The 23,178-nt window shown below is 69.3% G+C and carries 22 protein-coding genes; 3 read left to right on the top strand and 19 right to left on the bottom strand.

All coding sequences use genetic code 11. The features are described 5' to 3' along the window. The 7 genes from HY049_02400 to HY049_02430 form a co-directional block, all read right to left on the bottom strand. Window positions 1-696, bottom strand: a 696-nt coding sequence (locus HY049_02400) for an Eco57I restriction-modification methylase domain-containing protein (GenBank protein MBI3447764.1), incomplete at its 3' end; no start/stop codon positions are given. A 203-nt stretch (window positions 697-899) separates the two neighbouring features. After that, window positions 900-1,361, bottom strand: a complete 462-nt coding sequence (gene nusB / locus HY049_02405; protein ID MBI3447765.1) for a transcription antitermination factor NusB — start codon at window positions 1,359-1,361, stop codon at window positions 900-902. Window positions 1,362-1,380: 19 nt separating this feature from the next. Beyond that, window positions 1,381-1,848: a 6,7-dimethyl-8-ribityllumazine synthase gene (locus tag HY049_02410; protein MBI3447766.1), complete on the bottom strand. Its 468-nt coding sequence runs from the start codon at window positions 1,846-1,848 to the stop codon at window positions 1,381-1,383. A 57-nt stretch (window positions 1,849-1,905) separates the two neighbouring features. After that, window positions 1,906-2,688: a hypothetical protein gene (locus tag HY049_02415; protein ID MBI3447767.1), complete on the bottom strand. Its 783-nt coding sequence runs from the start codon at window positions 2,686-2,688 to the stop codon at window positions 1,906-1,908. Next, window positions 2,649-3,590, bottom strand: coding sequence for a sugar kinase (locus HY049_02420; protein MBI3447768.1), 942 nt, complete (start codon window positions 3,588-3,590; stop codon window positions 2,649-2,651). The genes HY049_02415 and HY049_02420 overlap by 40 nt, the downstream gene beginning before the upstream one ends. 5 nt (window positions 3,591-3,595) lie before the next feature. Beyond that, window positions 3,596-4,459 carry an S-methyl-5'-thioadenosine phosphorylase gene (mtnP, locus tag HY049_02425; GenBank protein MBI3447769.1) on the bottom strand — a complete coding sequence of 288 codons (864 nt, stop codon included), beginning with the start codon at window positions 4,457-4,459 and terminating at the stop codon, window positions 3,596-3,598. Between the two features lies 1 nt (window position 4,460). Continuing rightward, window positions 4,461-6,626 (bottom strand): thioredoxin domain-containing protein, encoded by a 2,166-nt coding sequence (locus HY049_02430; protein MBI3447770.1) that lies wholly within the window; start codon window positions 6,624-6,626, stop codon window positions 4,461-4,463. Window positions 6,627-6,719: 93 nt separating this feature from the next. On the opposite strand from HY049_02430, the gene HY049_02435 reads away from it, so the two are divergent. After that, a complete protein-coding gene (locus HY049_02435; GenBank protein MBI3447771.1) occupies window positions 6,720-8,456 on the top strand; it encodes a GGDEF domain-containing protein in 1,737 nt (578 codons plus the stop codon). A gap of 54 nt (window positions 8,457-8,510) precedes the next feature. On the opposite strand, the gene HY049_02440 is transcribed toward HY049_02435, so the two are convergent. The 9 genes from HY049_02440 to HY049_02480 all read right to left on the bottom strand — a co-directional run bounded on the left by HY049_02440 (window position 8,511) and on the right by HY049_02480 (window position 17,357). Continuing rightward, window positions 8,511-9,362: a tyrosinase family protein gene (locus HY049_02440; GenBank protein MBI3447772.1), complete on the bottom strand. Its 852-nt coding sequence runs from the start codon at window positions 9,360-9,362 to the stop codon at window positions 8,511-8,513. Between the two features lie 64 nt (window positions 9,363-9,426). After that, the gene (locus tag HY049_02445) at window positions 9,427-12,126 is read right to left on the bottom strand and encodes a DUF1080 domain-containing protein (protein ID MBI3447773.1); all 2,700 of its coding nucleotides are present in this window, start codon (window positions 12,124-12,126) and stop codon (window positions 9,427-9,429) included. 213 nt (window positions 12,127-12,339) lie between these two features. Then, window positions 12,340-13,230 carry a nucleotidyl transferase AbiEii/AbiGii toxin family protein gene (locus HY049_02450; protein ID MBI3447774.1) on the bottom strand — a complete coding sequence of 297 codons (891 nt, stop codon included), beginning with the start codon at window positions 13,228-13,230 and terminating at the stop codon, window positions 12,340-12,342. Next, the gene (locus tag HY049_02455) at window positions 13,227-13,799 is read right to left on the bottom strand and encodes a hypothetical protein (GenBank protein ID MBI3447775.1); all 573 of its coding nucleotides are present in this window, start codon (window positions 13,797-13,799) and stop codon (window positions 13,227-13,229) included. The genes HY049_02450 and HY049_02455 overlap by 4 nt, the downstream gene beginning before the upstream one ends. Before the next feature lie 124 nt (window positions 13,800-13,923). Then, window positions 13,924-14,502, bottom strand: coding sequence for an FHA domain-containing protein (locus tag HY049_02460; GenBank protein MBI3447776.1), 579 nt, complete (start codon window positions 14,500-14,502; stop codon window positions 13,924-13,926). Next, complete coding sequence (locus HY049_02465; protein MBI3447777.1) at window positions 14,499-14,834, bottom strand: hypothetical protein; 336 nt, start codon at window positions 14,832-14,834, stop codon at window positions 14,499-14,501. Before HY049_02465 ends, HY049_02460 begins: the two co-directional genes overlap by 4 nt. After that, window positions 14,831-15,241: a methylmalonyl-CoA epimerase gene (gene mce / locus HY049_02470; GenBank protein MBI3447778.1), complete on the bottom strand. Its 411-nt coding sequence runs from the start codon at window positions 15,239-15,241 to the stop codon at window positions 14,831-14,833. Before mce ends, HY049_02465 begins: the two co-directional genes overlap by 4 nt. After that, window positions 15,238-16,215 carry a methylmalonyl Co-A mutase-associated GTPase MeaB gene (gene meaB, locus HY049_02475; GenBank protein MBI3447779.1) on the bottom strand — a complete coding sequence of 326 codons (978 nt, stop codon included), beginning with the start codon at window positions 16,213-16,215 and terminating at the stop codon, window positions 15,238-15,240. The genes mce and meaB overlap by 4 nt, the downstream gene beginning before the upstream one ends. Next, on the bottom strand, window positions 16,212-17,357 hold the full coding sequence (locus HY049_02480; GenBank protein ID MBI3447780.1) for an acyl-CoA dehydrogenase: 1,146 nt from the start codon (window positions 17,355-17,357) through the stop codon (window positions 16,212-16,214). The genes meaB and HY049_02480 overlap by 4 nt, the downstream gene beginning before the upstream one ends. Before the next feature lie 100 nt (window positions 17,358-17,457). On the opposite strand from HY049_02480, the gene HY049_02485 reads away from it, so the two are divergent. Further along, entirely contained in the window at window positions 17,458-18,576 is a 1,119-nt protein-coding gene (locus HY049_02485; GenBank protein MBI3447781.1) for a PQQ-dependent sugar dehydrogenase, read from the top strand. A 66-nt stretch (window positions 18,577-18,642) separates the two neighbouring features. Beyond that, window positions 18,643-19,386 carry an energy transducer TonB gene (locus tag HY049_02490; GenBank protein ID MBI3447782.1) on the top strand — a complete coding sequence of 248 codons (744 nt, stop codon included), beginning with the start codon at window positions 18,643-18,645 and terminating at the stop codon, window positions 19,384-19,386. Here the strand turns inward: HY049_02490 and hemW are convergent. The 3 genes from hemW to HY049_02505 are packed head-to-tail and all read right to left on the bottom strand — an operon-like array spanning window position 19,373 to window position 23,178. Beyond that, complete coding sequence (gene hemW, locus HY049_02495; GenBank protein MBI3447783.1) at window positions 19,373-20,524, bottom strand: radical SAM family heme chaperone HemW; 1,152 nt, start codon at window positions 20,522-20,524, stop codon at window positions 19,373-19,375. The two genes, HY049_02490 and hemW, sit on opposite strands and share 14 nt — an antisense overlap. A gap of 1 nt (window position 20,525) precedes the next feature. Further along, on the bottom strand, window positions 20,526-21,296 hold the full coding sequence (locus tag HY049_02500) for a hypothetical protein (protein MBI3447784.1): 771 nt from the start codon (window positions 21,294-21,296) through the stop codon (window positions 20,526-20,528). A 25-nt stretch (window positions 21,297-21,321) separates the two neighbouring features. After that, window positions 21,322-23,178: a protein BatD gene (locus tag HY049_02505; protein MBI3447785.1), complete on the bottom strand. Its 1,857-nt coding sequence runs from the start codon at window positions 23,176-23,178 to the stop codon at window positions 21,322-21,324.

Below are 23,178 nucleotides of genomic sequence, written 5' to 3' on the forward strand. Positions count from 1 at the left end.
CACGACACCATCCGAACTGGTGATTCGATCGGCGCGAAAGATCACATTCTCCTGCAAGACATCATCGTCCGAGAAGGCTCGATCCCGCGACTCGAACACGTGCAGCCTGCGGAAGCGCACGGTGCTCAGGAACGAGCGTCGGAAGGCCTCGAAATAGGTACCATTGCAGAAACTCCGTGGAGTGATGGCGACGAGCTGGCCGCCGGGCTCAAGGAGTTGAGAGGCTAGCGCCAGAAAACCCGAGTACAGGTTGCTGGTCTCGATGCCGATGCGCCGGAGCAGCCTTCGCTCTCGTGACTCCGTTCGCATTTTCCTGTACGGCGGGTTGAGCACGACGCAGTCAAAGCGATCTCGCGACGCGTCCTCGAACAGGCTCGCCGTCAAGGCCCGGGTTCCGCATTCGAGGAAATCATGCGGGATCACCTGAGCTTCGAGTCGAATTCCGGCCGCCCCCGCGGTCGTGCGGCACAGGTTCAAAGTTTCGTTGAGATGAGAGGAGAGAGCGGGATCAACTTCGTACGCAGTCAGCTTGATGACGCTGGGGGGCTTGTTCGCTCTGCATGCGGCTGCTACGAAAGCTGCCGAGAGCGACCCTATCCCGGCTCCAGGATCCAGGACTCGAACGGCCGGAGCGGAGAAGTCGAACAATCCTGCCATGAACTCCGCAACGGATGCCGGGGTGAAGAACTGCCCCATCTCCGCGCGGTGATTCGGATCGAGTTTCCGGGAGACGCTACGGCGCAGGAGGTCCACGCTCGAGAGAAGGGTGCCTAGTGTGGCCGAGTACGGCCTGAGAGTCGACTCTCTGACCGCCGACCGACCTGAAGATCTAGCTCGTGCTGCTCTTGGGCTCAAACCGAAATCCCTCGCAACCGAGGGCAAGTCTAGCAGCCAGAGCTTCAGGCCGGCGTCTTGATCGCGCCCGGGGCGACCGCCGGGGGAAGTGCGATCTCCCCCGACTCGAGGCGGAGCCGGATCGCGTCGAGGATCCCGTTCACGAACGGCCCCGACTCCTCGTTGCCGAACTTCTTCGCGATCTCGATCGCCTCGTTGATGACGACGATGGGAGGTGTGGCCGTCTCGAAGACCAGCTCGTAGAGGGCGAGCCTGAGGATGTTGCGATCGACGACCGCCATGCGCGGGATGCGCCAGTGATGGGAGATGGAGCTGAGCGTCGCGTCGAGCCACGCCTGGTGGAGGACCGTCCCCTTCACCAGGGTGTCGGCGAACTCGACGATCGACGCGCGGACCTTCTTCCCCTCCCAGAATGCCGCCGCCGCCTCGACCGTCCCCTCCGGGGAGAGGTCGAGCTGGAAGAGGAGCTGCAGCGCGTACTCTCTCGCCCGCCGCCTCTCCCCTATCGCGGTGCTCTCGCGGATCTCAGCCAAGCTCGCGCCCCAGGTTCGCCATCTCGATCGCCGCGATGGCCGCGTCCCAGCCCCGGTTCCCCATTTTCCCGCCGGCGCGCTCGGCCGCCTGCTCGGACGTCTCGGCGGTGAGGACCCCGAAGGCGACGGGGACACCGGTCTCGGCGGCGATCGCCCCGAGGCCGCGCGTCACGTCGGCCGCGATCAGATCGAAGTGCGGCGTCTCGCCGCGGATGAGGACGCCGAGGGCGACGATCGCGTCGTGCTTTTTCGCGAGGGCGAGGCGCCGCACGATCCCCGGCAGCTCGAACGATCCCGGGACGCGGACGATGGTGATCGCGGAGTCCTCCGCGCCGTGGCGCGTGAGGCAGTCGACCGCCCCCGCGAGGAGGCGAGAGACGAGCGATTCGTTGAACCGGCTGGCGACGATGGCGACGCGAAGCCCCTTCGCGCCGAGATGTCCTTCCACGACTCTAGGCATAAGTCCTCACCTGTCAGATCCTTGGAGATAATAGAGGCCTCCCGCCGGCCCTGTCAATCAGCCGTGCAGGAGCGGGCGCAGAAGGAACGGCCAGCGCGGGGCGAGCCACGCCTTGAGCGCGATGTCGAGGAGGAGGCCGGCGAGGGCGACCGCGATCCAGATCGCCCGCCCCGGCGGCGCCGGCCGGCGCGTGACGCGGAAGACGAGGGGCTCGGCGAGCGCCGTGCCGAGGGCGATGAAGGAGACGATGCGGACGAGGGACCACGGAAACCACGAGATCGCGGCGACGGCGACGGGGGTGACGGCCGCGGCGGTGAGAGAGCCGACGAAGTAGGCCATGTAGTTCATCAGGACGGCGCCGAGAACGAGGGCGAGCGCCCCGGCGGAGGCGAGCGCGAGGGCCATGAAGATCGCCGCGTGGCGAAGGTGGACCGGGACGAAGCAGGCGGGGGTCGACTCGCACCCACGGCCTGTCTCGACCCACGCGCGCATCTCCTGGAAGTACTCGGGGCCGTGATGCACGGCCGCCGTCGCCGTCCCCCACGGGTCCACGGCGCAGAGGACCGTCATCGACGCGCCGAGGCACGCGGCCCACCAGACGATCGAGAGGAACGCGGCGAACCGCCTCCCGGAAACGACGAGGCGGAGCATCACGGCGTACGCAGGGGCCGCGTTGAGGAGCGGGAGGAGCCACGGGTTGCCGATCCGGACGCCGAGGAGGGCTGTGCCGACCGCGGCGAGCGCGAGGCCGGGGACGAGGACCGACGGCCGCATCGGATCGCGGCGCGCCGCAGGCTTGGTCAGGCGGAAACGCCGAGCGGGAGCTTCAGGCCGCTCCATCCCGCGAGCTTCAGGAGCTGCGCGTGGCGCTCCGCGATCGCGGCGGGCGTGACGCCGACGAGCGACTCGACGCCGAACCCCTGCACCGTGAACGACGCGAGCGCGGTTCCGGCCGAGACCGCGAGGCGCATCGACGGCTCGTCGAGAGCCCGCGAGCCCCCGAGATCGAGAGCCGCGAGGCAGCCGACGAGGCCCCCCGCGAAGGTGTCCCCCGCTCCGGTCGGATCGACGACGCCGTCGAGGATCAGCGCGGGGACGAAGAGGACGTACCCCTTCCCGAAGACGGCGGCGCCGTGCTCGCCGCGCTTCACGACGAGAGCCTTCGGCCCCATCCCGAGGATCTTTCCCGCGGCGCGCGCGAGGTTCCCCTCCCCCGACAGGAGGATCGCCTCCTCGTCGTTGATGACGAGGAGATCGATGACCTTCAGCGTCCTGTCGAGCGCCTCGCGCCGCCCCTCGATCCAGAAGTTCATCGTGTCGCAGACGACAAGCGATGGGCGCTCCATCCCGGCGTGGACGCCGCGCTGCAGATCGGGATCGATGTTGCCGAGGAACAGGTACGGGGAGCCGGACTGCGAGGCCGGCACGCGCGGCTTGAACTCGGCGAAGACCCCGAGCTCCGTCGCGAGGGTAGTCCGCCCGCGGAGATCGTCCGTGTACTTCGCGGCCCACCTGAAGGTGCGCCCGGGCTTGCGCTCGACGCCGCTCACGTCGATCCCCCGCGAGGCGAGGACGTCGAGATCCTCCTTCCGGAAGTCGTCCCCGACGGCGGCGACCACCGAAACCTTTGCGAAGTGGCGCGCGGCGAGGGCGAAGTAGGTGGCGGAGCCGGCGAGGATCTCCGTCCGCTTCCCGAAGGGGGTCTCGATGCTGTCGTAGGCGACCGATCCGACGGCGAGGATCCGGCTCACGCGAGGTACCTCCCGACGATGGGCCTCAGCTTCTCCCTCACGACCGGCGCGATCGCCGACCGCTCCGTGATGACGGCGGAGGCGAGGGCCGTCGCGCACGGGCAGTCGCGCCCGACGGGAAGCGTCTCGACGGCGCGCGACATGACGGCGCGGGCCGTCTCGGCGTTCCTCTTGAGGTAGCCGAGGACGGCGTCGACCGTCACGGCCTGCTCGGCGACGTGCCAGCAGTCGTAGTCGGTGACGAGGGCGAGAGTGCCGTAGCAGATCTCGGCCTCGCGGGCGAGGCGCGCCTCCGGGAGGTTGGTCATCCCGATGACGCTCGCCTTCATGGCGCGGTAGGCCTGAGATTCCGCGCGCGTCGAGAACTGCGGCCCCTCGATGCAGAGATACGTCCCGCGATCGTGGAAGCGGGCCCCCGCCTCGCGGCACGCGGAGGTCAGCGCGGCGCGGACGACGGCGCAGGTCGGATCGGCGAGCGAGACGTGGGCGACGAGGCCGTCGCCGAAGAAGGTCTGCGGGCGCTGGCGCGTCCTGTCGAAGAACTGGTCGGGAATGACGACGTCCATGGGGTGGATGTCGTCGCGCAGGCTCCCCACGGCGCTCGCCGAGATGATGCGCGCGACGCCCAGCACCTTGAAGGCGTAGATGTTCGCCCGGTAGTTGATCTCGGTGGGGCTGAGCACGTGCCCCCGGCCGTGCCTCGCGAGGAAGGCGACCTTGCGGCCCCGCCACGTCCCCACGTGGAAGACGTCGGAGGGGGCGCCGAACGGGGTGTCGATGCGCACCTCGCGCACCGCCTCGATCTCGTCCGGCTGGTAGAGCCCGGTCCCTCCGATGATCCCGATGTCGGCCTCGGCCACGTCAGCTTCCTCCCTTCGATTCCCCGTTTTTCCCGGTTTTCGATTCCGGCGCCGCGACGGCCCCCTTCGAGCCCGGGCTCAGGAACGCCTCGAGATGCTTGCGCATCGGCTCGTCCCCCGGGTAGGGGCCGGCGCACTCGGCCCCCACGCAGAAGGCGACCTGCGCGCCGTCGAGGGCCTTGAGCCCCTTCGCGTGCAGGGCGGCGCGGCCGTCGCTCGCGGCGTAGTGCCGGACGACGCGCCACGGATGGTAGAGCGAGAGGGCCCGCTCGCGCGCCTTCACCGTCGCCGGGTCACCCGGATCCCCGACGACGAGGATCTCGAGCGGAGGGTTCAGCAGCATGGAGGCGGTGAGGGCGAACGGCGCCGCGTGCTCCCCGTACGCGCCGATCTCGTCCGCGAACGACTCGAGGATCTTCTTCGCGCGATCGAGGAAGGCCCTCTCGCCGGTGAGGTGGCCCAGTCGGCGGAGCCCCCTCACCATCTCCATGTTGTCCTTCAGATCGCGCACCGGCCACGAGAGGAGACCGGGGGCGGCGGCGTCGATCGCGCGATCGGAGAGCCCTCCCGCGATCGCGTCCTTGAACCGCGTGGTGGCCCTGTCGGCGAGGGTGCGGGCCTGCGCGAGGGGCGTTGCGGCCCCGGCCTGCTCGTGAACGTCGAGGAGCGCGTTGACGAACGCCGCCTGGTCGGCGAGGAAGGCCTCGGTGCTGCGCGTCCCCGCGGCCGGCTCGCATGCGTGGGCGAGCAGGCCGTCCGGGCGCACGCATCGCTGCGAGAGCGCGTCGACGGCCGCGAGAGCCTGGCCCGTGAGATCGTCCCGGTGGAGGATCCGCCCCGCATGCAGGAACGCGGAGGCGAGAGCCGACCCCGAGTCGCCGAAGGCGCGAGGGTCCGTGGGGGGCGTGGGTCGGGCATCCCGGGCCTTCAGGAGCTTCGCGCGCGCCGACTCGAGGACATCGCCGGCGTGCTTCTCGTCGATCTTGAGATGGACGGCCAGGGCCTTCGGCCCCTCCGCGACGAACAGGACGTTGCGCTTCGGCGCCACGTCGACCATCTCCCCGGTCGGGAAGATGTTCCACCCCACGCTCGCGACCTTGAACTCCTCCTCGTCGAGCACCGCCTTCGCCTCGTCCTCGGTCCACGTGTAGTAGTCGCCGTTGTCGGCGACCGAGGCCCCCGACGCCATCGCGCCGATGAAGGCCTTCGAGACGGGATCGATTCCGTGCTTCAGCACGTGATCGATCGTCCCCGTCGCGACGTTCAGGTAGACGCCGTTGCCCGTGACCTCGAAGGCGTCGAGAAAGGCGCGGATCGCGCCCGCCTGCGTCACCGGGAGCTTCTCGAACGAGGGGACGAGGTACATCGTGTCGTGCGCGTAGCGATGGAATCCGCCGCCGAGCTGATCGTAGACGCCCCCGCGGGAGATCTCGGTGAGGTGCCCCAGGCCCGCGTCGAGGACCTTCCGATCGGCCTTGCGCGCCCAGTAGGCGAAGGTGAGCTCGGCCATGTCGAAGTCGGGATGCCGCTCTCCGGGCTCGGGAACGTCGGGGCGGAACTTGTAGGTGTCGAGGATCTTCGCGACGATCGACTCGACGGCTTCGGCGGTGACGGCCCCCGTCTCGACGTTCCGTTTCTCGAGGATCTTGTCGTCCACGTTGCGCGTGACGCGCGTGACCATCTCGGTGTTCTTCGCGTAGTACGCCGCGAGCTGCGAGAAGTACGCCCGGAACGTGTCGGGGGGATAGAAGAGCCCGCCCGCCCGCGACACCCTGTCGTCCTTGTCGGGATAGTAGACGGGCTGCCCGTCGGGGAGGAGGATCGCCGTGGTCGGCCATCCTCCCATGCCGTAGCGCGCGAACAGGTCGGGACGGTCGTCGGTGTCCACGCGGACGGGCACGTACGACGACTCGACGAGCGCGACGACGGCGGGCTCGGCGTAGGTCAGGGTCGACATGACCTGCGCGGAGTGATCCCAGGCCGCGGAGATGTCGAGGAGGATCGGCTTTCCCGCGTCGGCGGCGGTCTTGAGAGCGGCCTCGTTGAAGGGGAGCCAGTGGATGCGGGGCGCAGCGGCGGCCGCGGGCGGCTCGGGCGCGGCGACGGCGGCGCGGGGCGCGAGAACGGCGAGAGCCGAGACGAGAGCGAGGCCGGGGAGACGATTCATCGCGCGATTGTAGCTTGGGGCCTTCGATCGTCAAGCGATCCGCTTGCAACGCGGATCACGTCCGGTATATTGGATCCGCCCGCGCGAGGCCGCATGGAACCCACACGACGCACCGCGTTCGCCTTCTTCGCCGCCGCCGCGGGAATCCTCGCCTACCTGGCGCTCGCGGCGAGAACGATCGCGCTCGCGCCGAACCTGACCGGCCGCGTCGGCGACGTCGCGGTTTTCACCCTTCTCGCGGCTCTCTCGTGGCGCTTCTCCTTCTCGATCTTCCCGAAGACGAGCGTCTCGCTCGACATGGCGTATCTCCTCACCGCGCTCCTCGTCCTCCCCACGCCCGCGACCGCTCTCGTGGGAGCCGGGACGGCCGTGCTGGGGAGCGTCATGCGGAGCCGCGAGGAGCCCACCTTCGCCGCCAACGCGGCGATCGCCCTCATCAACAGCGCCATCCTGATCGCGATGACGACCGCCGGCGAGCTGACCGCGCAGGCCCTCGGCCTGCCGGCGACGGTGAGCTCGGGGCTCACGCTCAGGCTCCTCGCCGCGCTCATCCTCCTGTTCATCGTGATGAACGCGGTCAACCTCGCGCTGATGGGCCTCTCGGTCGGCGTCCGCGGCGAATCGGTCGCGGCCTACGTGAGGCACTACCTCTACATATTCCTCGTCGAGCTGGCCTACACCGTCCCCCTGGCGACGGTGATGGTCGTCGTCCACGCCGCGGCGGGATTCGGCGCCTTCCTGATGCTGGGGATCACCACCCTCTTCGCGAGCGTCCTCCTCAAGAACCTGAACCTCGCGCAGGAGGAGCTGCGGCACTCGAACGAGGAGCTCGTCCACCGAGCGCAGCAGCTCGAGGCGCTCAACAGCATCGGCCGCGAGATCGCGGCGAGCCTCGATCTCGATCGCGTCTTCGAGACGATCCACGCGCAGTGCGCCCGGCTCGTCGACACCGCCTCATTCGCGATCGCGCTCTACAACAGGGAGCGGGCCGAGGTGCACTCCGCCTACCTCGTGCGCGACGGGCAGAGGCGGGAGCCGCGCACCGACCCCCTCGGGCGCGACGCGGTGTCGTGGGTCATCAAGAGCGGCCGCTCCGTGCAGATCCGCGATCTCCTGGCCGCGCGCCAGGAGCAGCGGATCGACCTCTCGGACATGGACTCGGGGCTCCGCTCCGTCCTCGCGATCCCGCTCGTGCGGCTCGACAGCGAGGTGATCGGCGTCCTCGCCGTGTCATCGCCCCGGGTGGACGCGTACACCGCGCGGCACCAGGAGACGCTCGCCGCCATCGGGCAGACCGCCGCGATCGCCATCGAGAACGCGCGCTACTACGAGATGGCGACCGTGGACCAGCTCACCAAGCTCTACCTCAAGGACTACTTTCACCAGCGCCTCGACGAGGAGCTGAACCGCGCCCGCCGCTACGGCCACTCCTTCTCGGTCCTGATGATGGACATCGACTCCTTCAAGGCGGTGAACGACGAGCACGGCCACCTCGCGGGGGATCGCTTCCTGAGGCGCGTCGGCGAGGTGATCCAGGCCAACCTGCGATCCCACGACATCCCCTGCCGCTACGGCGGCGAGGAGTTCTCGATCCTGCTGCCGGAGACCGAGAGCCCCGAGGCCATCGTCATCGCCGAGCGCATCCGCCGGACGGTCGGCGACATCCGCGTCCGCGAGGGGAAGAAGCTCTTCGGCACGACGATGAGCATCGGGATCTCGTCGTACCCGAAGTCGGCCCGCCGCTCCGTCGCGGAGCTCCTCAAGAAGGCCGACGCCGCCCTCTACCAGGCCAAGCGCGAGGGGAAGGACAAGGTCATCTCGGCGGCGTGACGTCGCCGAGCTCCTGCTGGATCGCCCCGGCCGTCGCTGGCTCGTGCGCTCGGATCAGAGGGTCATCCTGTCGTACGAGTACGCATACTCGCCCACGTGCGTGTCGAGCGCGTCACCGGCCGACTCGGGCCAGGGATCGAGGATTCTCTTGGCACCCGTGAGGCTCGGGACCTGGCCCGTATGCGCGGCCGCCCACACGGTCCAGAGGCGGTCGAGCTCCGCGTGGTGCATCCAGAACATCGGATCCGCCGGCGCCGTCGGGACGTTGCTCATCGTCCCGTTGAACCAGACGTGGACCAGGTTGTGCGCGCCGAAAGGCTGCGCCCCCTCCAGCGCGAGCGTGAAGGTCCGGTAGTCGTTCCGGCTCATCACCGACGCCTGGATCTGCGCCGACGTCGGAAGCGTCGGGGCGGTCTGATCGGTTCCCGGCGCGCGCGTCACGGGGATCGGATGGCCGTTCGTGTCGGTGACCCCGGACGGCCTGAACGACGCCAGCCACGCCGGGATTGCGGAGCGATCCATCCAGCGCCAGTACGGCACACAGAACGTCGGCTCGAAGGCGCGCATCGCCTGCTCGAACTTGATCAGGTAGAGGCGGTGCCACGGAAGAAACCTCTGTGTCCCGGTGGTCCCCATGCCCGGCATCGTGTGCATGTCGTGCGTCATGTCGGCATGGATGCGGACCAGGCGCGAGTAGATGCCGTCCGCGATCGCCCGGGTGACGGCGTTCTTGAACACCCCCTGCTCCTGGGCCGTCAGCAGATCGGCCGACTTGCGGACCACCGGCGCGGGCGGCCCGCTCAGGATGTGCGTCGAGAAGTGCCGGACGTGCGGCGCGCGCGCCACCCGCCGCCTGGGGGATCGAGCGGATCTCGGGGAACTCGTCGTCTTCTTTCTTCCGGTCATGGGACGCCTCCATCAGAAGAATCCGCGGCGTTTTCGCCGCGCCGTACAGAAGTGTCGAACCGAATCACGTCTTAATCCGGACGTGGCGCCACGCGACGGCACTTCCCGAGTAGACCTGGATGCCGATGCAGCCCGGCGAGCGTCCCCGGAAGGCGTCGGCATTACGGAAGGTCGTCGTCTGCGTCCGCCGGCCGTCACGTGAATCGACCAGGAACACGGTGTAGTCGTCACCCTGGACTGCGATTTCGTACTCGAACCAGACTCCCGGCACGAGCGCGGGGCCCGGCCGGTACGTCTGGATCTCGGGCTCATTCCGGTCCAGGTGCCAGATGCGATCTCCCGCCTGAATCTTGTAGATGGCGCCCGTGCGGTTCTTGAAGAGGCCGTCGGGCTCCGGGCGCACGCCGTAGAAGTCCTTCGTCGAGTCCCCCCTCGCGTTGTCGTCGATCTGGACCTCGAATCCCGCGATCACGGGTTTCCAGGCGGGATTGCCGGGGTCCCAGGACGGCTCGCCGGCAGTCCGCGGCCCGAGCGCGGCGGCGAGGTCGAGCGACGGCCTCGGAAACCGGACGAACACCCCGCTGTTGTGGGTGATGGAATCGAAGATACGGAACTGCAGGCGCAGCGTGAAGTCGCCGAACAGTTCCGTGGCGTAGTAGAAGAGCCGAAGACCTCCCTCGCCGTAGCTGACCATCTCACCGTTGACGTGCAGCATGCCGCCTCCCGGAGGACCGGCGAGGCGCCAGTTCTTGAACGTGGCTGCCGTTCCGTCGAAAAGAGGGCGGAAGCCGAGCTCCGGCTGCGGGCTGGCGACCGGATCGGGGCCGGGAAGAACGCCGGCGTTGAGCAGGTCGCCGGTGCGTCTGGCCAGTGCGACGCCCGTGAGCATCGGATTCGGCGATCCGAGAGTCGGGAAGAGCGCCGGCCCAGCCAGGTAGCAGTTGGTCGTGTCGTGGATCCGGCCGAACTCATTCGTCACGGAGTCGGCGACGTCGTCGCCCATTCTCATCGATCCGGCGTCGTGGTGCGTCGTGCCCAGATCGTCGCGCCGGTCCACGTGGGCGGCGAGCGCGGCAAGTCGCTCCGCCCGTGTGCCGGCGGGGACGGGGATCGTGCGGTTCGCGCCTGCGAGAACGTCGAACGGCGCGTCTCCCGCGAAGATGAGCGCGATCCTGTCGGAGACGGCGTCCATCGAGTCCCAGGTGGCCCGATCGTCCTGCGTCTGCGCGCTTCCATGAGACGCCTGCGGAGCCGCCTTGGCGTTGCCGAGGTGCACGACCGCCCTGGGACGCTGGAAGTCCAGGTCCGCGGCCGAGAGCTCGATGAAGCTGTCGGGATTGCGCGTCGTCATCTCGCCGATACCGCGGATCGTGATCACCACGGTGTCGTCCGTCGCCCGGAGCATGTCCTGCAGGTGCTCGACCGTGGGGATCTTCTTGAACAGCTCGGCCTCCGAATCGGCCCCGAGCTTCTGCAGCCCGCTCGCGGTGATCTGGAAGTGGAACGTGCGACCGTTCGGGGTCCTTCCCTTCACCAGGAGCGCGGAGCACTGCAGGCTGGACAGCTCGGTGGCCGGCAGGTTCGCCTCGATCGCGCTCCTCGGCACGCGGATCGTCAGGTTCGAGCGCAGGTGGGCGATGAGATTCGTCCCCATCCGATCCGCGGCGCGTCCCGCAAGAGACTGCCGGAATGTGGTCAGGGCGACGCGCGTCGTCTCGACGGTGCCGAGGGCGATCAGCACGGCCCCCTGCCGGCCATTCCTCGGCGGCGCGAGCGGGACGTGCGTCGACGCGCCGTTGTGCCAGACGCGCACGCCGGTGACACGCACCCAGTTGTCCCCCTGCGTCTCGGTCAACAGCTCCTGGACGTGGCAGTCGGGCACGATCATCAATCGCTTCCGCGCGTCGGCGCCCGGACCGACGCCGTCGGCCTCGGCGCTCGCGAGGCGAGCGGCCCGGGTGAGCGCGGGCACGGCGCTGAACTTGTTGATCGGAAAGAGCCCCGGCAGCGTCCTGGATTGGACGGCGAGAGGCGCCTCGAGCTTGAATAGCTCGCGCAGCCGGGGCTCGGGCGTCGTGTCGATCACCGGCAGCCCGAGCATCTCCCGCAATCGCGCGGCGTCGACGGGCGCCTGACCCGGGTCGAGGTAACGCAGTGCGGGGTGATCGAGAAGCTCGGCGAACCCGAGCCCCGTCGCGTTTTCCGGCGCCTTGAGCCCGGCGTGAAGCTGGCGGCGCAGCGCGACGTGGAGGGGTCCGTAGATGAAGTCGTTCGTGTCCCTCACGCCGATCTGCCGGCTGGCCGCCTCGAAGTAGCCGGCCCGAAGAGCGTCGCGGACCGTTCTCGGCCATCCGGCAAGCTCCGAGTCGAGCATCTCCGGCGACCAGCCGCCCCACGTCAGCGATCGCCCTCCGACGGCGAAGAGCAGTCCCGCGTAGTTGAGCGCCGAATGGCTCACCCAGGGCACGCGCATCTCGGGAGCTCCGCCCAGGTACGGCAGGTTCTGGACGTGCTCGGGCAGGACGAAGGGGCCGGCCTCGAGGACGAGAATCCTGCGGCTGCGCGTCGCATCGGTGACGAACAGGTGCTCCGCCAGGACGGCGCCGAACGTGCCGCCGCCGATCACGAGGACGTCGAAATCCCTGCGTCGCCCGGCGAGGCTGACGGTCGAGCTGTCGAGGGCCTCCTGCAGCGTGTTGGCGAGGAATCGCCCCATGTTGTCCAGCGTGAACGAGGTGGACTCGGTGGTCAGGAGTGGCGCCATGAGCAGCCTCCAGCGCGCAGGGCGGGTGAGCGCGAAATCCACTCGGACGGAGCGGATGGCATCAACATGATTGTCAATGGACGTAACTCTTGAGAAGTGACTACGGCACTCGTTGGAATTTCGTAAACACTATTCGATTGGGAGGAGGAACGCAAGCCCGGTGCGAGGGGAACGACAAGGTCAGCTCGGCAGCGTGAGGCGCTTGTGTTCTCCTCAGGTCGCCCGAGCGACCGCGATCCACGTCTCCGCCAGCCGACGTACTGCGGCCTCCACGCTTCGCGTCCCGAGTCCCGCCTCCTCGGCCAGCCGGGCGTAGGGAGCCTCCCACGCCGCCGGCGAGTCCGGAACTCTCACCGGGATCGCATGCGTCCCCCGGCGAGCGAAGGTTGCCTCGATCGCGGCGCGCGCGCCGCGCGGATTGAGCGGGCCCCGCTCGATCATGATCAGCAGGTCCACGAGATCCTTGACGCGCGTGTTCGCACGTCCGTCGCGAGGAAGCGTGTAGGCGTGAAACTTCTCGGCGAACTGTTGCGATACGCTGACGACCGAGACCCGCGCGGCGGGGATGCCCGCGAACGCCAGGAGTTCCTCTCCTGCAAGAATCTCGGCCCCTTCGAGAACGACGTCTCCCATTCCGATGTCGAGGTGAAAGTTCGCGAACCTGCGGCCCGCGAGGCGGACGACAACGGGGAATCGCCCGCCGCCTTCGGGTGGCGCCGTGAACTCCCGTACCTGCGCTTCGATTCTGACTTCGAAACCGTCCCCGAGATCCGTGTCCGTGGCCTCTCGAAGCCGATCCAGGACATCGGCGATTCTTTCGCCGGGTGTTCGGCCGAGTTCGGAGATCCTCGGGACGGCGAGATCGACGTCGACGGTGGCCCTCGCGGCGAGATGGTACCGAAGCTCGAGAGCGCATCCGCCCTTCAGTACCCACGGCACCGATGCGTTCTCCGGGAACAGCCTGGCGAGGAGTCGATCGAAGGCGACGAGCCGATGGAGGCGCTGGAGATCCTCACCCCGCTCGCGCCCGCGCTTCTGCAACCGATCGGTCAGGGCCCGGCGAAACGCTGCGGCTGATTCGTACGCGCGCCGGACGTCCTTCAATCGTGTCCTTCCGACAAGCCGAGCAGCGCATCTCGAAGCCGCTCGCGCGCGTGGGGTGAGACTCGTGCCTGCAGGAGCACCTTCATGCGGACCAGGCCCTTCCGGAGCGCGTCCCGAATGGCGGCCGCGAGGTGCTCGGGGCTCAGGTCACCTTCGGCAACGTCACGGAGGGTTTGGAGCGATTTCGTCAGAAGAAAGCCCTCTCGCGCCTCGATCTCCGAGTCCGGGATGACACCGCGATGAAGGACGCAGGCTCGCGCGATCCTCTTCCGAAATCCCGGCGGAACCGTCAGGTGGATCTTCGCCGGCATGACGTCCGATATCTCGTGAATGACGAGTGCGGTCTCGTGGGACACGACCGCCTGGGTCCGTCCTTGCCGATCGCGGCTCCAGAGGGACCACCGGATGAGGTCGTCGTGCGGTGACTCGAGATGGTCGGGAAAACGGTATAGACCGCGAGCCACCTGTTGCCAGTTGCCGTTCGTCCTGTGGAAGTGCTGGAGCCGATAGCCGTACCCGGCCTTGCGGGCCTCGGCCGCGGTGAAGTAGCCACCCTGGGATCCTGCCACTTTTCGAAGAGCACGCTCGGTCTTTCGGGGATCACTTCTCATAGCACAAAGATTACATTGAATGTAATCTTTGTGCAAGGCGCGCCGAGCGGCAATGCACAAACCTTCCACGCAATGGAAAGAATCAGGTCTCCGCGGCCCGCTCCACCACCACGCTCAGGATCGTCGAGCCGAGGCGCAGCTCGTCGCCGTCCTGCAGCTTGCAGTGATCGATGAGGCGGCCGTTGTGGAAGGTGCCGTTCGTCGAGGAGAGATCCTTCAATATGATCGTGTCCACGTCGAAGATCTCGACGAGGGCGTGGCGCCTCGAGATGAGGGGATCGGGGATCTGCACCTCCCCCTCCTCGCGCCCGATGACGCAGCGGGAGTGGACCACGCTGAGCGAGCGCCCGCGGTCGGGGCCGTCCGAGACGTCGAAGCTGACCGCGAGGCCGCCGGGGAGCCCCCCCTTCGCGGACGGGGCGCGCACCTCCGCGAGCTTCTCGCGCCCCTGAGGCCGCCTCAGCGCCCGGAGGCGCTGGGTCGCGGCGCCGGAGTCCTCGAGGCGCGCTTCCTCCACGAGGCCCGATCCCGCCGCCCGCAGCGAGAAGCGCTTCTCGCACTCGCGGCAGTCGTAGATGAGCTTCCCGGCCTTTCGGCTCCGGCGCTCGCTGAGCCGCAGCAGCGCGGAACAGCGCGGGCAGACGAGATCGTTGCTGATCATCCCCGCCTCGCCGGCTCGCCCCGCGCGAGGAACTGGGCGAGCCCGACGCCGACGCGGGCCGTGAACTGTTCTTCCATCGACGGGACGTCGTCGCTCCCGCGATCGACGAGGATCTTCTCGACGCGGCCGATCGGGAAGAAGGCGAGCGAGATGTCGGCCGGGTGGATCTCCTTCGCGGCGACGCCGCGCAGGCACTCGTCGAACGACCGCAGATCGATCCCCTCGATGGTGATCCCCATCCCGTCCAGCGTGCGCAGCACCCCCCAGATCTTCTCGCGCGGAGCGCCGAGGTAGACGACGACCATCGTCCCGGGCGTGAAGTGAGCGCTCATCGCGACCCCCCTTCCTTCACTTCCTTCAGCTCGACGAGGAGTCCGTGCGTGGACCGCGGGTGGACGAAGGCGATGCGATGCCCTCCCGCGCCGACGCGGATCGCGGGCTCGATGATCTCGGCGCCGCCGGCGCGCAGGACGGCGAGGGACTTCTCGACGTCGTCGACCTGGAAGCAGACGTGGTGGATCCCCTCCCCGTTTTTCGCGACGAACTTCGCGATGGGCGAGTCGGGCCTCAGCGCCTCGAGGAGCTCGAGCCGCGCTTCGCCCGCGGGGAGGAAGGCGACCCTCACCCCCTCCGACGGCACCTCTTCGGTCGAGGCGACCGCGAGGCCGAGGGCGTCGCGGTAGAAGGGGACGCTCTCCCTCAGGGACCTCACGGCGATCCCGATGTGGTGAATCTTCACGGCGCCCCCTTCCCCCTCCGGGCGGCGAACGCGCCGAGGATCCGGTCGGCCGCCTCGTACGGATCGATCTCGCGCCGGTAGACGGCCTCCGCCGCCGCGTCGAGGGCCCCCGCGCCCGCGGCGTCGGCCACCGCCCACGAGAGGATGCGCTCCCTCACCAGCTCGACGAGCCGGAACCGGCTCCGCTCGCGCCGCCGCTCGGCGGCCGTCCCGGACGACTCGGCCGCCTCGCGGGCCGACTGGATCGCGCCCACGAGGGGCTCGACCCCGGTCCCCTCGGTGGCGACCGTCCTCACGATCGGCGGCCGCCTCTTCGCCCCGTCGGCCGCGAGGGAGAGCATCATCGAGATCTCGGACTCGAGTCGATCGACCCCCTCGCGGTCGGCCTTGTTCAGGACGTAGACGTCGGCGATCTCGAGGAGCCCCGCCTTGATCGCCTGGACGTCGTCGCCGAGGCCGGGGACGAGCACCACCAGCACGCAGTCGGCGGCCCGCACGATCTCGACCTCGTCCTGGCCGACCCCGACCGTCTCGATGAGGACGACGTCGTACCCGGCGGCGTCCAGGACGTCGGCGGCGTCGCTCGTCGCGCGCGCCAGGCCGCCGAAGTGGCCCCGCGTCGCCATGCTGCGGATGAAGACGTCGGGGTCCGCGCTGTGCCGCTGCATGCGGATCCGGTCGCCGAGGACGGCCCCCCCTGAGAAGGCGCTGGTCGGATCCACGGCGATGATCCCCACGCGGCGGCCGGCCTTCCGGTAAGCGGCCGCGAGGGCATCGACGAGGGTGCTCTTGCCGGCGCCGGGGGCCCCGGTCACGCCGACGAGCTGGGCGCGCCCCGACTTCGCGTGCGCAGCCTTGAGGATCTCGTGCGCGCCGGGCGACCCGTCCTCGAGGAGGCTGATCGCCCTCGCGATCGCCCCGACGTCGCCCGCGAGGAGCGCGCCCGCGAGAGCGTGAGGGGATCGATCCGTCAAGACGTCCCCAGGACCTGCCGCGCGATGACGAGGCGCTGGATCTCCGACGTCCCCTCGCCGATCGTGCAGAGCTTCGCGTCGCGGTAGAACTTCTCGGCGGGGAAGTCCTTCGTGTAGCCGTAGCCGCCGAGGATCTGCACGGCCCGGTCCGCCGTGCGCACCGCGGTCTCGCTGGCGCGGAGCTTCGCCATCGCCGACGCGCGCGTCACCGACATCCCCTGCTGCTTCATCCAGGCGCAGCGGTACGTGAGCCATCGCGAGGCCTCCACGTCCATCGCCATGTCCGCGATCATGTTCTGGATCGCCTGGAACGAGGCGATGGGCTTGCCGAACTGCTCGCGCTGCTTCGCGTAGGCGACCGCCGTCTCGTACGCCCCCTGCGCCATCCCGAGGCCGAGGGCGGCGATGCCGATCCGGCCGCCGTCGAGGATCTGGAGGGCGTTGACGAACCCCTCCCCCTCGCTCCCGAGCATCTGGCCGCGGTGCACGCGGCAGTCCTGCATCAGGACCTCGGCGGTCTCGCTCGCGCGCATCCCGAGCTTGTCCTCGATCTTGCCGGGGCGGAATCCCGGCGTCCCCTTCTCGATCGCGAAGGCGGAGATGCCGTGCTTCCCCTTCGTCGGATCGGTGACGGCGAAGATCACGCAGACGTCCCCCGTCGCCCCGTGCGTCGTGAAGGTCTTCGATCCGTTGATGACGAAGTGATCGCCGTCCCGCACCGCGCGCGTGCGCGTGCCGCCGGCGTCGGAGCCGGCGGTCGGCTCGGTGAGAGACCACGCGCCGATGAAGTCGCCGCGGGCGAGGGGCTTGAGGTACTTCTGCTTCTGGGCCTCGTTCCCGAAGAGGTAGATGTGGTTCGAGCAGAGGGAGTTGTGCGCCGCGACGCCGAGGCCGATGGACCCGTCCACCCGAGAGATCTCCTCGACGATGATCGCGTACTCGACCAGCGAGAGGCCGGCGCCGTCGTACTCGGGGGGGAAGTAGACGCCGAGGAACCCCATCTCCCCCATCTTCCGGAAGAGATCCCTCGGGAACTTCCCCGCCTCGTCCATCGTCCGGACGTTCGGGCGAATCTCCTTCTCCGCGAAGTCCCGCGCGGTCCGCCTTGCCTGAACCTGTTCGTCGGTCAGATCGAAGTTCAAGGGTCTCGTTCCTCCCGGAAAACCGCGCGCCGTGAGGCGATTCTACGGGCCGCCCGGAGAACCGTCAAGAAAACGCCCGCGCCGGAGGTATCATGAGGTCATGGACTTCCGGCGGTGGACACTCGCGACGACGGCGCTCCTCGCGCTCCAGATCGCAGCGGCCGCCGCGGCAATCGACCTGCAGCCGGTCGTCACCGGCCTCTCGCGGCCGGTCTTCGTCACCAGCGCGCGCGACGGGACGGGGCGCCTCTTCATCGTGGAGCAGGACGGCCTCGTCAAGGTGGTCCAGCCCGGATCGGCCACGCCGACCGTCTTCGTCGATCTGTCGGATCGCGTCGAGACGTCGGGGGGCGAGCAGGGGTTGCTCGGCCTCGCCTTTCATCCCGATTTCGCCGTGAACGGCCTCCTCTTCGTGAACTACACGCGCAAGGGAGACGGCCGGACGATCGTCGAATCCCATCGAGTCTCCCCGTCCGATCCGAACGTCGGCCGGCGCAAGTCGCACCGCGTCATCTCGATCCCACAGCCCGCGTCGAACCACAACGGCGGGATGCTCGCGTTCGGACCGGACGGATTCCTGTACGTCGGGATGGGTGACGGCGGATTCGCGAACGATCCCGGCGCCCGGGCCCAGGATCTCCACACGCTTCTCGGGAAGATGCTCCGGATCGACGTCGACCGTCATTCCGGGAGCAAGGCGTACGGGATCCCCGGCGACAATCCCTTCGTCGCGATCCGGGGAGCGCACGAGATCTGGGCATTCGGCCTCAGGAACCCCTGGCGCTGGTCCTTCGACAGGGTCACGGGCGATCTGTGGGCCGGCGACGTCGGCCAGGATTCGAGGGAGGAGATAGACCTCGTCACGCGCGGCGGCAACTACGGCTGGCGCGTGATGGAGGGGGACGAGTGCACCGGCATCGAGCCGGCGCGCTGCGGCGATCCGAGCTTCATCGCCCCCGTCGAGACGTACGATCACGCAGGCGGGCGCTGCGCGGTCACCGGCGGGTACGCGTACCGGGGCACGGCGGGAACCTTCACCGACGGGGCGTACCTGTTCGGCGACTTCTGCACCGGGGAGATCTTCCTCCTCGAGGGCGGCCCGCGGCAGCTCGTCCTCGACACCGCGCTCAACATTTCGTCGTTCGGCGAGGACGAGAACGGCGAGATCCTCGTGGTCGATTACGGCGGGACGATCTACCGGCTGGTCGACGTTCCCTGAAATCCTTCTTCGCGGCGTCACCCGGATCGCGAGCCGAGGTGTCGATCCATGCATCAGGAGGTGCTCATGATCCAGAGGCTCTCCGTCCCGCTCTCCTCGGCGCTGCACGTCGGCGCTCTCGGCCTTTTCCTCCTCGCCTCGTGCCTCGCGGTGGGGACGATTCAGGCTCCGATCGACGTCGACCCCCTCCGAATCTTCATCCCGCACGCGCCGCTCGTCGTCGCCCCGCCTCCGAAGGGGAGCGCCGCCGCGGCCGTCACCGAGCGCCGGAAGGACCCCCCGAAGGCGAAGCTCCCTGAGATGATCCAGCCTCAGGTCGTCCCCGAGCTTCCTCAGCCGCCCGCGGTCGACGCGATCGAGTCGGAGGATCGAGGAGTCGAGGCGGGGGAGAACGGCGGGGTCCAAGGCGGAACACCCGGAGGCACGCCGGGGGGTGACGTGAACGGCGTCCTCGATGGATCGCTCCTCGGCTCCCGCGACGGCATTCCCGGCGGAATCGAGCCGGCTCCGCCCCCGGACGACCCGCCGGCACGGCTCACCGGAGACATCCGGCCGCCGTCGCTCGTCCGCCGGGTCGATCCCGCCTACCCGGAGCTCGCGCGCATCTCGCGGATGGAAGGACGCGTCGTCCTCGAGATCGTCGTCGGGCGCGACGGAAACGTCGAGGCGGTCACGGTGCTGAAGAGCTCGGCCGTCTTCGACGAGGCGGCGATGGTCGCGGTCAGGAAGTGGCGCTACGAGCCGGCGCTCCAGAACGGCCGGGCCGTGAAAGTCTTCGTGACGGTGGTGGTCGACTTCAAGCTGAGGTGAGCCGCGAGAAGACCTCGTTCGCGAGGACCATCCCGCGCTCGGTGAGCCGCGCGCGTGCACCCTCGAGGGAAATGAGCCCGGCGTCGATGGCGTCCGCTGCGCCGTCGCGGATCCAGGCGCGGGCGTCGGTCCCCCACATGCGGTCGAAGAGCTCGAGATCGACCCCCTCGGTGAGGCGCAAATTCAGAACGAGCGCCTCACGAGCCGCGGACTCACGGCTGGCGAGCGTGTAGTCGGAGGAGGCCTCCGCCGCCGGCGATCCGGCGCGCACCGACGCCGTCCAAGCGTCAAGATCGCGCGGCGCGCTGTAGCGGCGGCCGCGGAAGAACGAGTGCGCCGCCGGGCCGAAGCCGAGGTACGGCTCCCCCGTCCAGTACTTGAGGTTGTGGCGCGACCGGCGCCCCGGGCGGCTGAAGTTCGCGATCTCGTACTGCTCGTACCCGGAGGCGCGCGTGAGGCCGCACGCGGCCTCGTACGCCGCCGCGACATCGTCGTCGTCGGGAAGGCGCTCGCTCCCGGCGCGCACCGCGCGCATCAGCGGCGTGTCCTTGTCCGCCTCGAAGAGGTAGACGCTGAGGTGTTCGGGGCGGCGATCGAGGAGCGCGAGGAGGCCGGCGCCGAACCCCTCCACAAAATCCCCCGTCGGGAGCCCCGCAATCAGATCGGCGTTCACGTTCGTGAACCCCGCGCGGTGGGCGAGATCGATCGAGTCGAGGGCCTTCGCCGCCGTGTGGAGTCGCCCCCGACGACGCAGCCCGTCGTCGTCGAGGACTTGCACGCCGACGCTGAGCCGGTTCACCCCGGCGGCGAGCCACGCGTCGAGCGACGAGCGATCGATCCCCTCGGGGTTGGCCTCGAGCGTGACTTCTGCGTACGGCGCCACCTCGAAGGCCTCGCGGCAGGCCGCGATGAGCGCCGCGATGCCGGCTGGCGCCAGCGACGACGGCGTCCCCCCGCCGAAGTAGATCGTGTCGGCGCGCCGCTCATCCCCCACCGCCCCGGCGCCGGCCCGCCGGATCTCGGCGGCCAGGGTTTCGACAAAGCCGGGCTTCGCGTCGTCCCGACCCACGAGGACGTAGAAGTCGCAGTAGTCGCAGCGGCGCGCGCAGAAAGGGAGGTGGAGGTAGAGGCCCGGCACGTCAGATCTCCCGGAGCGCGTCGGCCCGCATCCAGCCGGCGAGGCCGTTGTCGAGGAGCACCTGCGTCCACTCCCCGTTCGCCCCTCTCACCCTCACCTTCAGCCCCTCGTGGACGGTGAAGAGGGTCGGGTTCTCGTCCCCTGCGCCGGACAGGACGTTCACCTCGCGCTCCATGACGACGGCGTGCACGCGGGTCGCGTCGAGGTACGACTTCAGCGCGAGATCCCCCCCCGCGAGGACGGCCGGCACGGCGAAGACGAGCGCGGCGTAGAGGGCGATTCTCCGCGCGGCGTCGCGCGATGCGACCTGCGCGACGACCAGGGCCGCCCCGGCGAGGAGCCAGAGGGCGACGAGGATGGCGGCGTCCTGATCGCGGCTGGTCAGATCCATCACGTACGTGATGCCGAGCGCCGTGAGGGGCGAGGCCGCCTCGGGGATCCGGTCGATCGTCAGGGTGCGGAGGTACTCGAGGTTCGCTACCGCGTCGGCGTCCTTCGGATCGAGGCGGCTCGCCCTCTCGTACGCGAGGATCGCCGGGCCGAGCCGCCCCGCCTTGAAGAGGGCGTTCCCCAGGTTGTACTCGAGGGCCGCAGAGCGGGCTCCCGCGTGCTGAAGCTCCTCGTAGAGCGTGATCGCCTCGAGGTACGCCCCGCGCTCGTAGGCGGCGTTGCCGGCGGCGAACTTCTCGCGCGCCGGGGTCTCGACCGCCCCCCACGCGGGCGCGAACGCAGAAGCGAGAAAGCATGCGGCGACGAAAAATGCCGCGGCCACGCCCCGCCGCGCGGACCTCGGCGGGTTACGCAAGAAACCGCTCCAGGCTCGTCAGGACCTCTTCCCCCTGGGCCATGAGCGACGCCACCTGATCGCGCGCGGCCTGCCGCGCGGCGAAGCGCCCGAAGTCGCACCGCTCCAGGCAGGCGATCGATCGCCGGCGCAGATCCTCCGGGACGCCGCGCTCCTCGAGCATCTCGAGCATCCGCTCCCGCGTGAGCCCCGCCGCCGCGACGTTGAACTTGTCGGCGACGTAGCCGGTGACGGCGCGGTCCATCTCGGCGAAAAAGGCCTCCTCCGTCCCCGAGGCCATCAGCGCGCGCGCGCTCTTGAGCCGCGATCGCGCGACCCGCGAGGCCCGGCGCCCGCGGAAGAGCCCGACGTTCGCGGCGAAGCGCTCTCGGCGGCGCAGGTGGGCGTAGACGGCGACGTTGCCGGCGACGGGGAGGGCGAGCAGCGCGGAGAGCCACGCGCTCGCGGCGAGGCCGCTCCCTCCCTCGTAAGCCGACTCCGGCTTGATGTAGCGGATGTCGCGGCCGACGGCCACGACGTCGCGCCTGACACCTCCCGGCGGGTCGGCCCCGCCGCTCGAGCCGCTGCCGCGCGCGATCTTGATGGGGATCGGCGGCGCCGAGATCTCCTTGTAGGCGCCGGCCGACGGGTCGAAGTACGAGAACCTCACGGCGGGGATCGCCTTCTCCCCGGCCGAAAGGGGGACGAGCACGTAGCTCCACGTGCGCGATCCCTTCACGCGATCGCCCTGGATGTCGCTCTTCTCCTCGACCTTCGGATCGTAGCGGCGGTAGTCGGGGAGGTCCGGGAGGACCGGCTCGCCGATGGGCCTCACGTTCCCGTCCCCCTCGACCTTCACCGTCAGCCCCACCGCGTCGTTCACCTGCGCCTCTTTCCTGTCGGTCGCGGCGGTGAGGGAGAACCGGCCCACCGCCCCGCGGAAAGAGTCGGGTCGCCCCGCCTCCGGGAGGGGCTTCACCTTGACGATCATCGAATCGGTGCGCCGGTAGATCGGCCGGGCGGGGTTGAAGAACGAGTCGAAGGGATCGCCGCCGTCGGCCCGCACGAGGATCTCGAAGGCCGTCTCGTCCAGGGAGAGGTCGCCGCTCTTCGTGGGGAAGAGGGCCTTCTTCATGAGGGTGAGCTCGAGGTACTCCTTCCCCCGGACGACGGTGCGCTTGATCGTCGTTCGGGGATCGATCGGGATCTCCTCGACCCAGAAGCCGGTGTACGACGGGAGCTGGCGCGGCTGCGGGAGGGCGGCGAGCTCCGTCTGCGTGTAGAGCTTGTAGGTGAGGAGGATCTGCTCGCCGACGAAGGCCTCCTTCCGGTCGACCGTCGCCTCGACGAAGATGTCCCCCGCCGGAGCGGCCGCCTTGCGCTGCGGGCGCGGGCCGAACGGCCCCAGGTTGAAGGGCCCCGCCTGGGGCTGCGGCGCCGCCCGCTTCTGGCTCCCCGACTCGACCTCCACCTTGATCTCCTCGGTGCGGAAGGGCGTGCCGCCGACGACGACCGCGAACGACGGAATCGTCAGCGTCCCTTTCCGCTTCGGCAGGAGCGTCCACGCGTAGCGCTTTACCGTCGTGACCTTCGCGCCCCCCCCGTCCCACACCATCGACGTCGAGGTGGAGGTGCTCGGGCCGTTGGCGATCGAGAAGTCGGCCAGCCCCGAAAGCGTAGGCTCGGCGACGGGAGGGAGGCTCGCGCCGCGGATCTCGATCGTGAGGGAGAGGTCGTCGCGATCCCCGATCCGATCGGCGTCGGCCGCCGCGCGCACCGTCACCTCCGGCGCGGCCCCCTGCGCGGAAGCGGCCATCACCAGGAGCAGGAACAGGGGCGCGAAGGCGAGAGTCAGGGGGACGCGCTTCAT

It is taken from the genome of Acidobacteriota bacterium (genome assembly GCA_016195325.1).
Classification (GTDB): domain Bacteria; phylum Acidobacteriota; class Polarisedimenticolia; order JACPZX01; family JACPZX01; genus JACPZX01.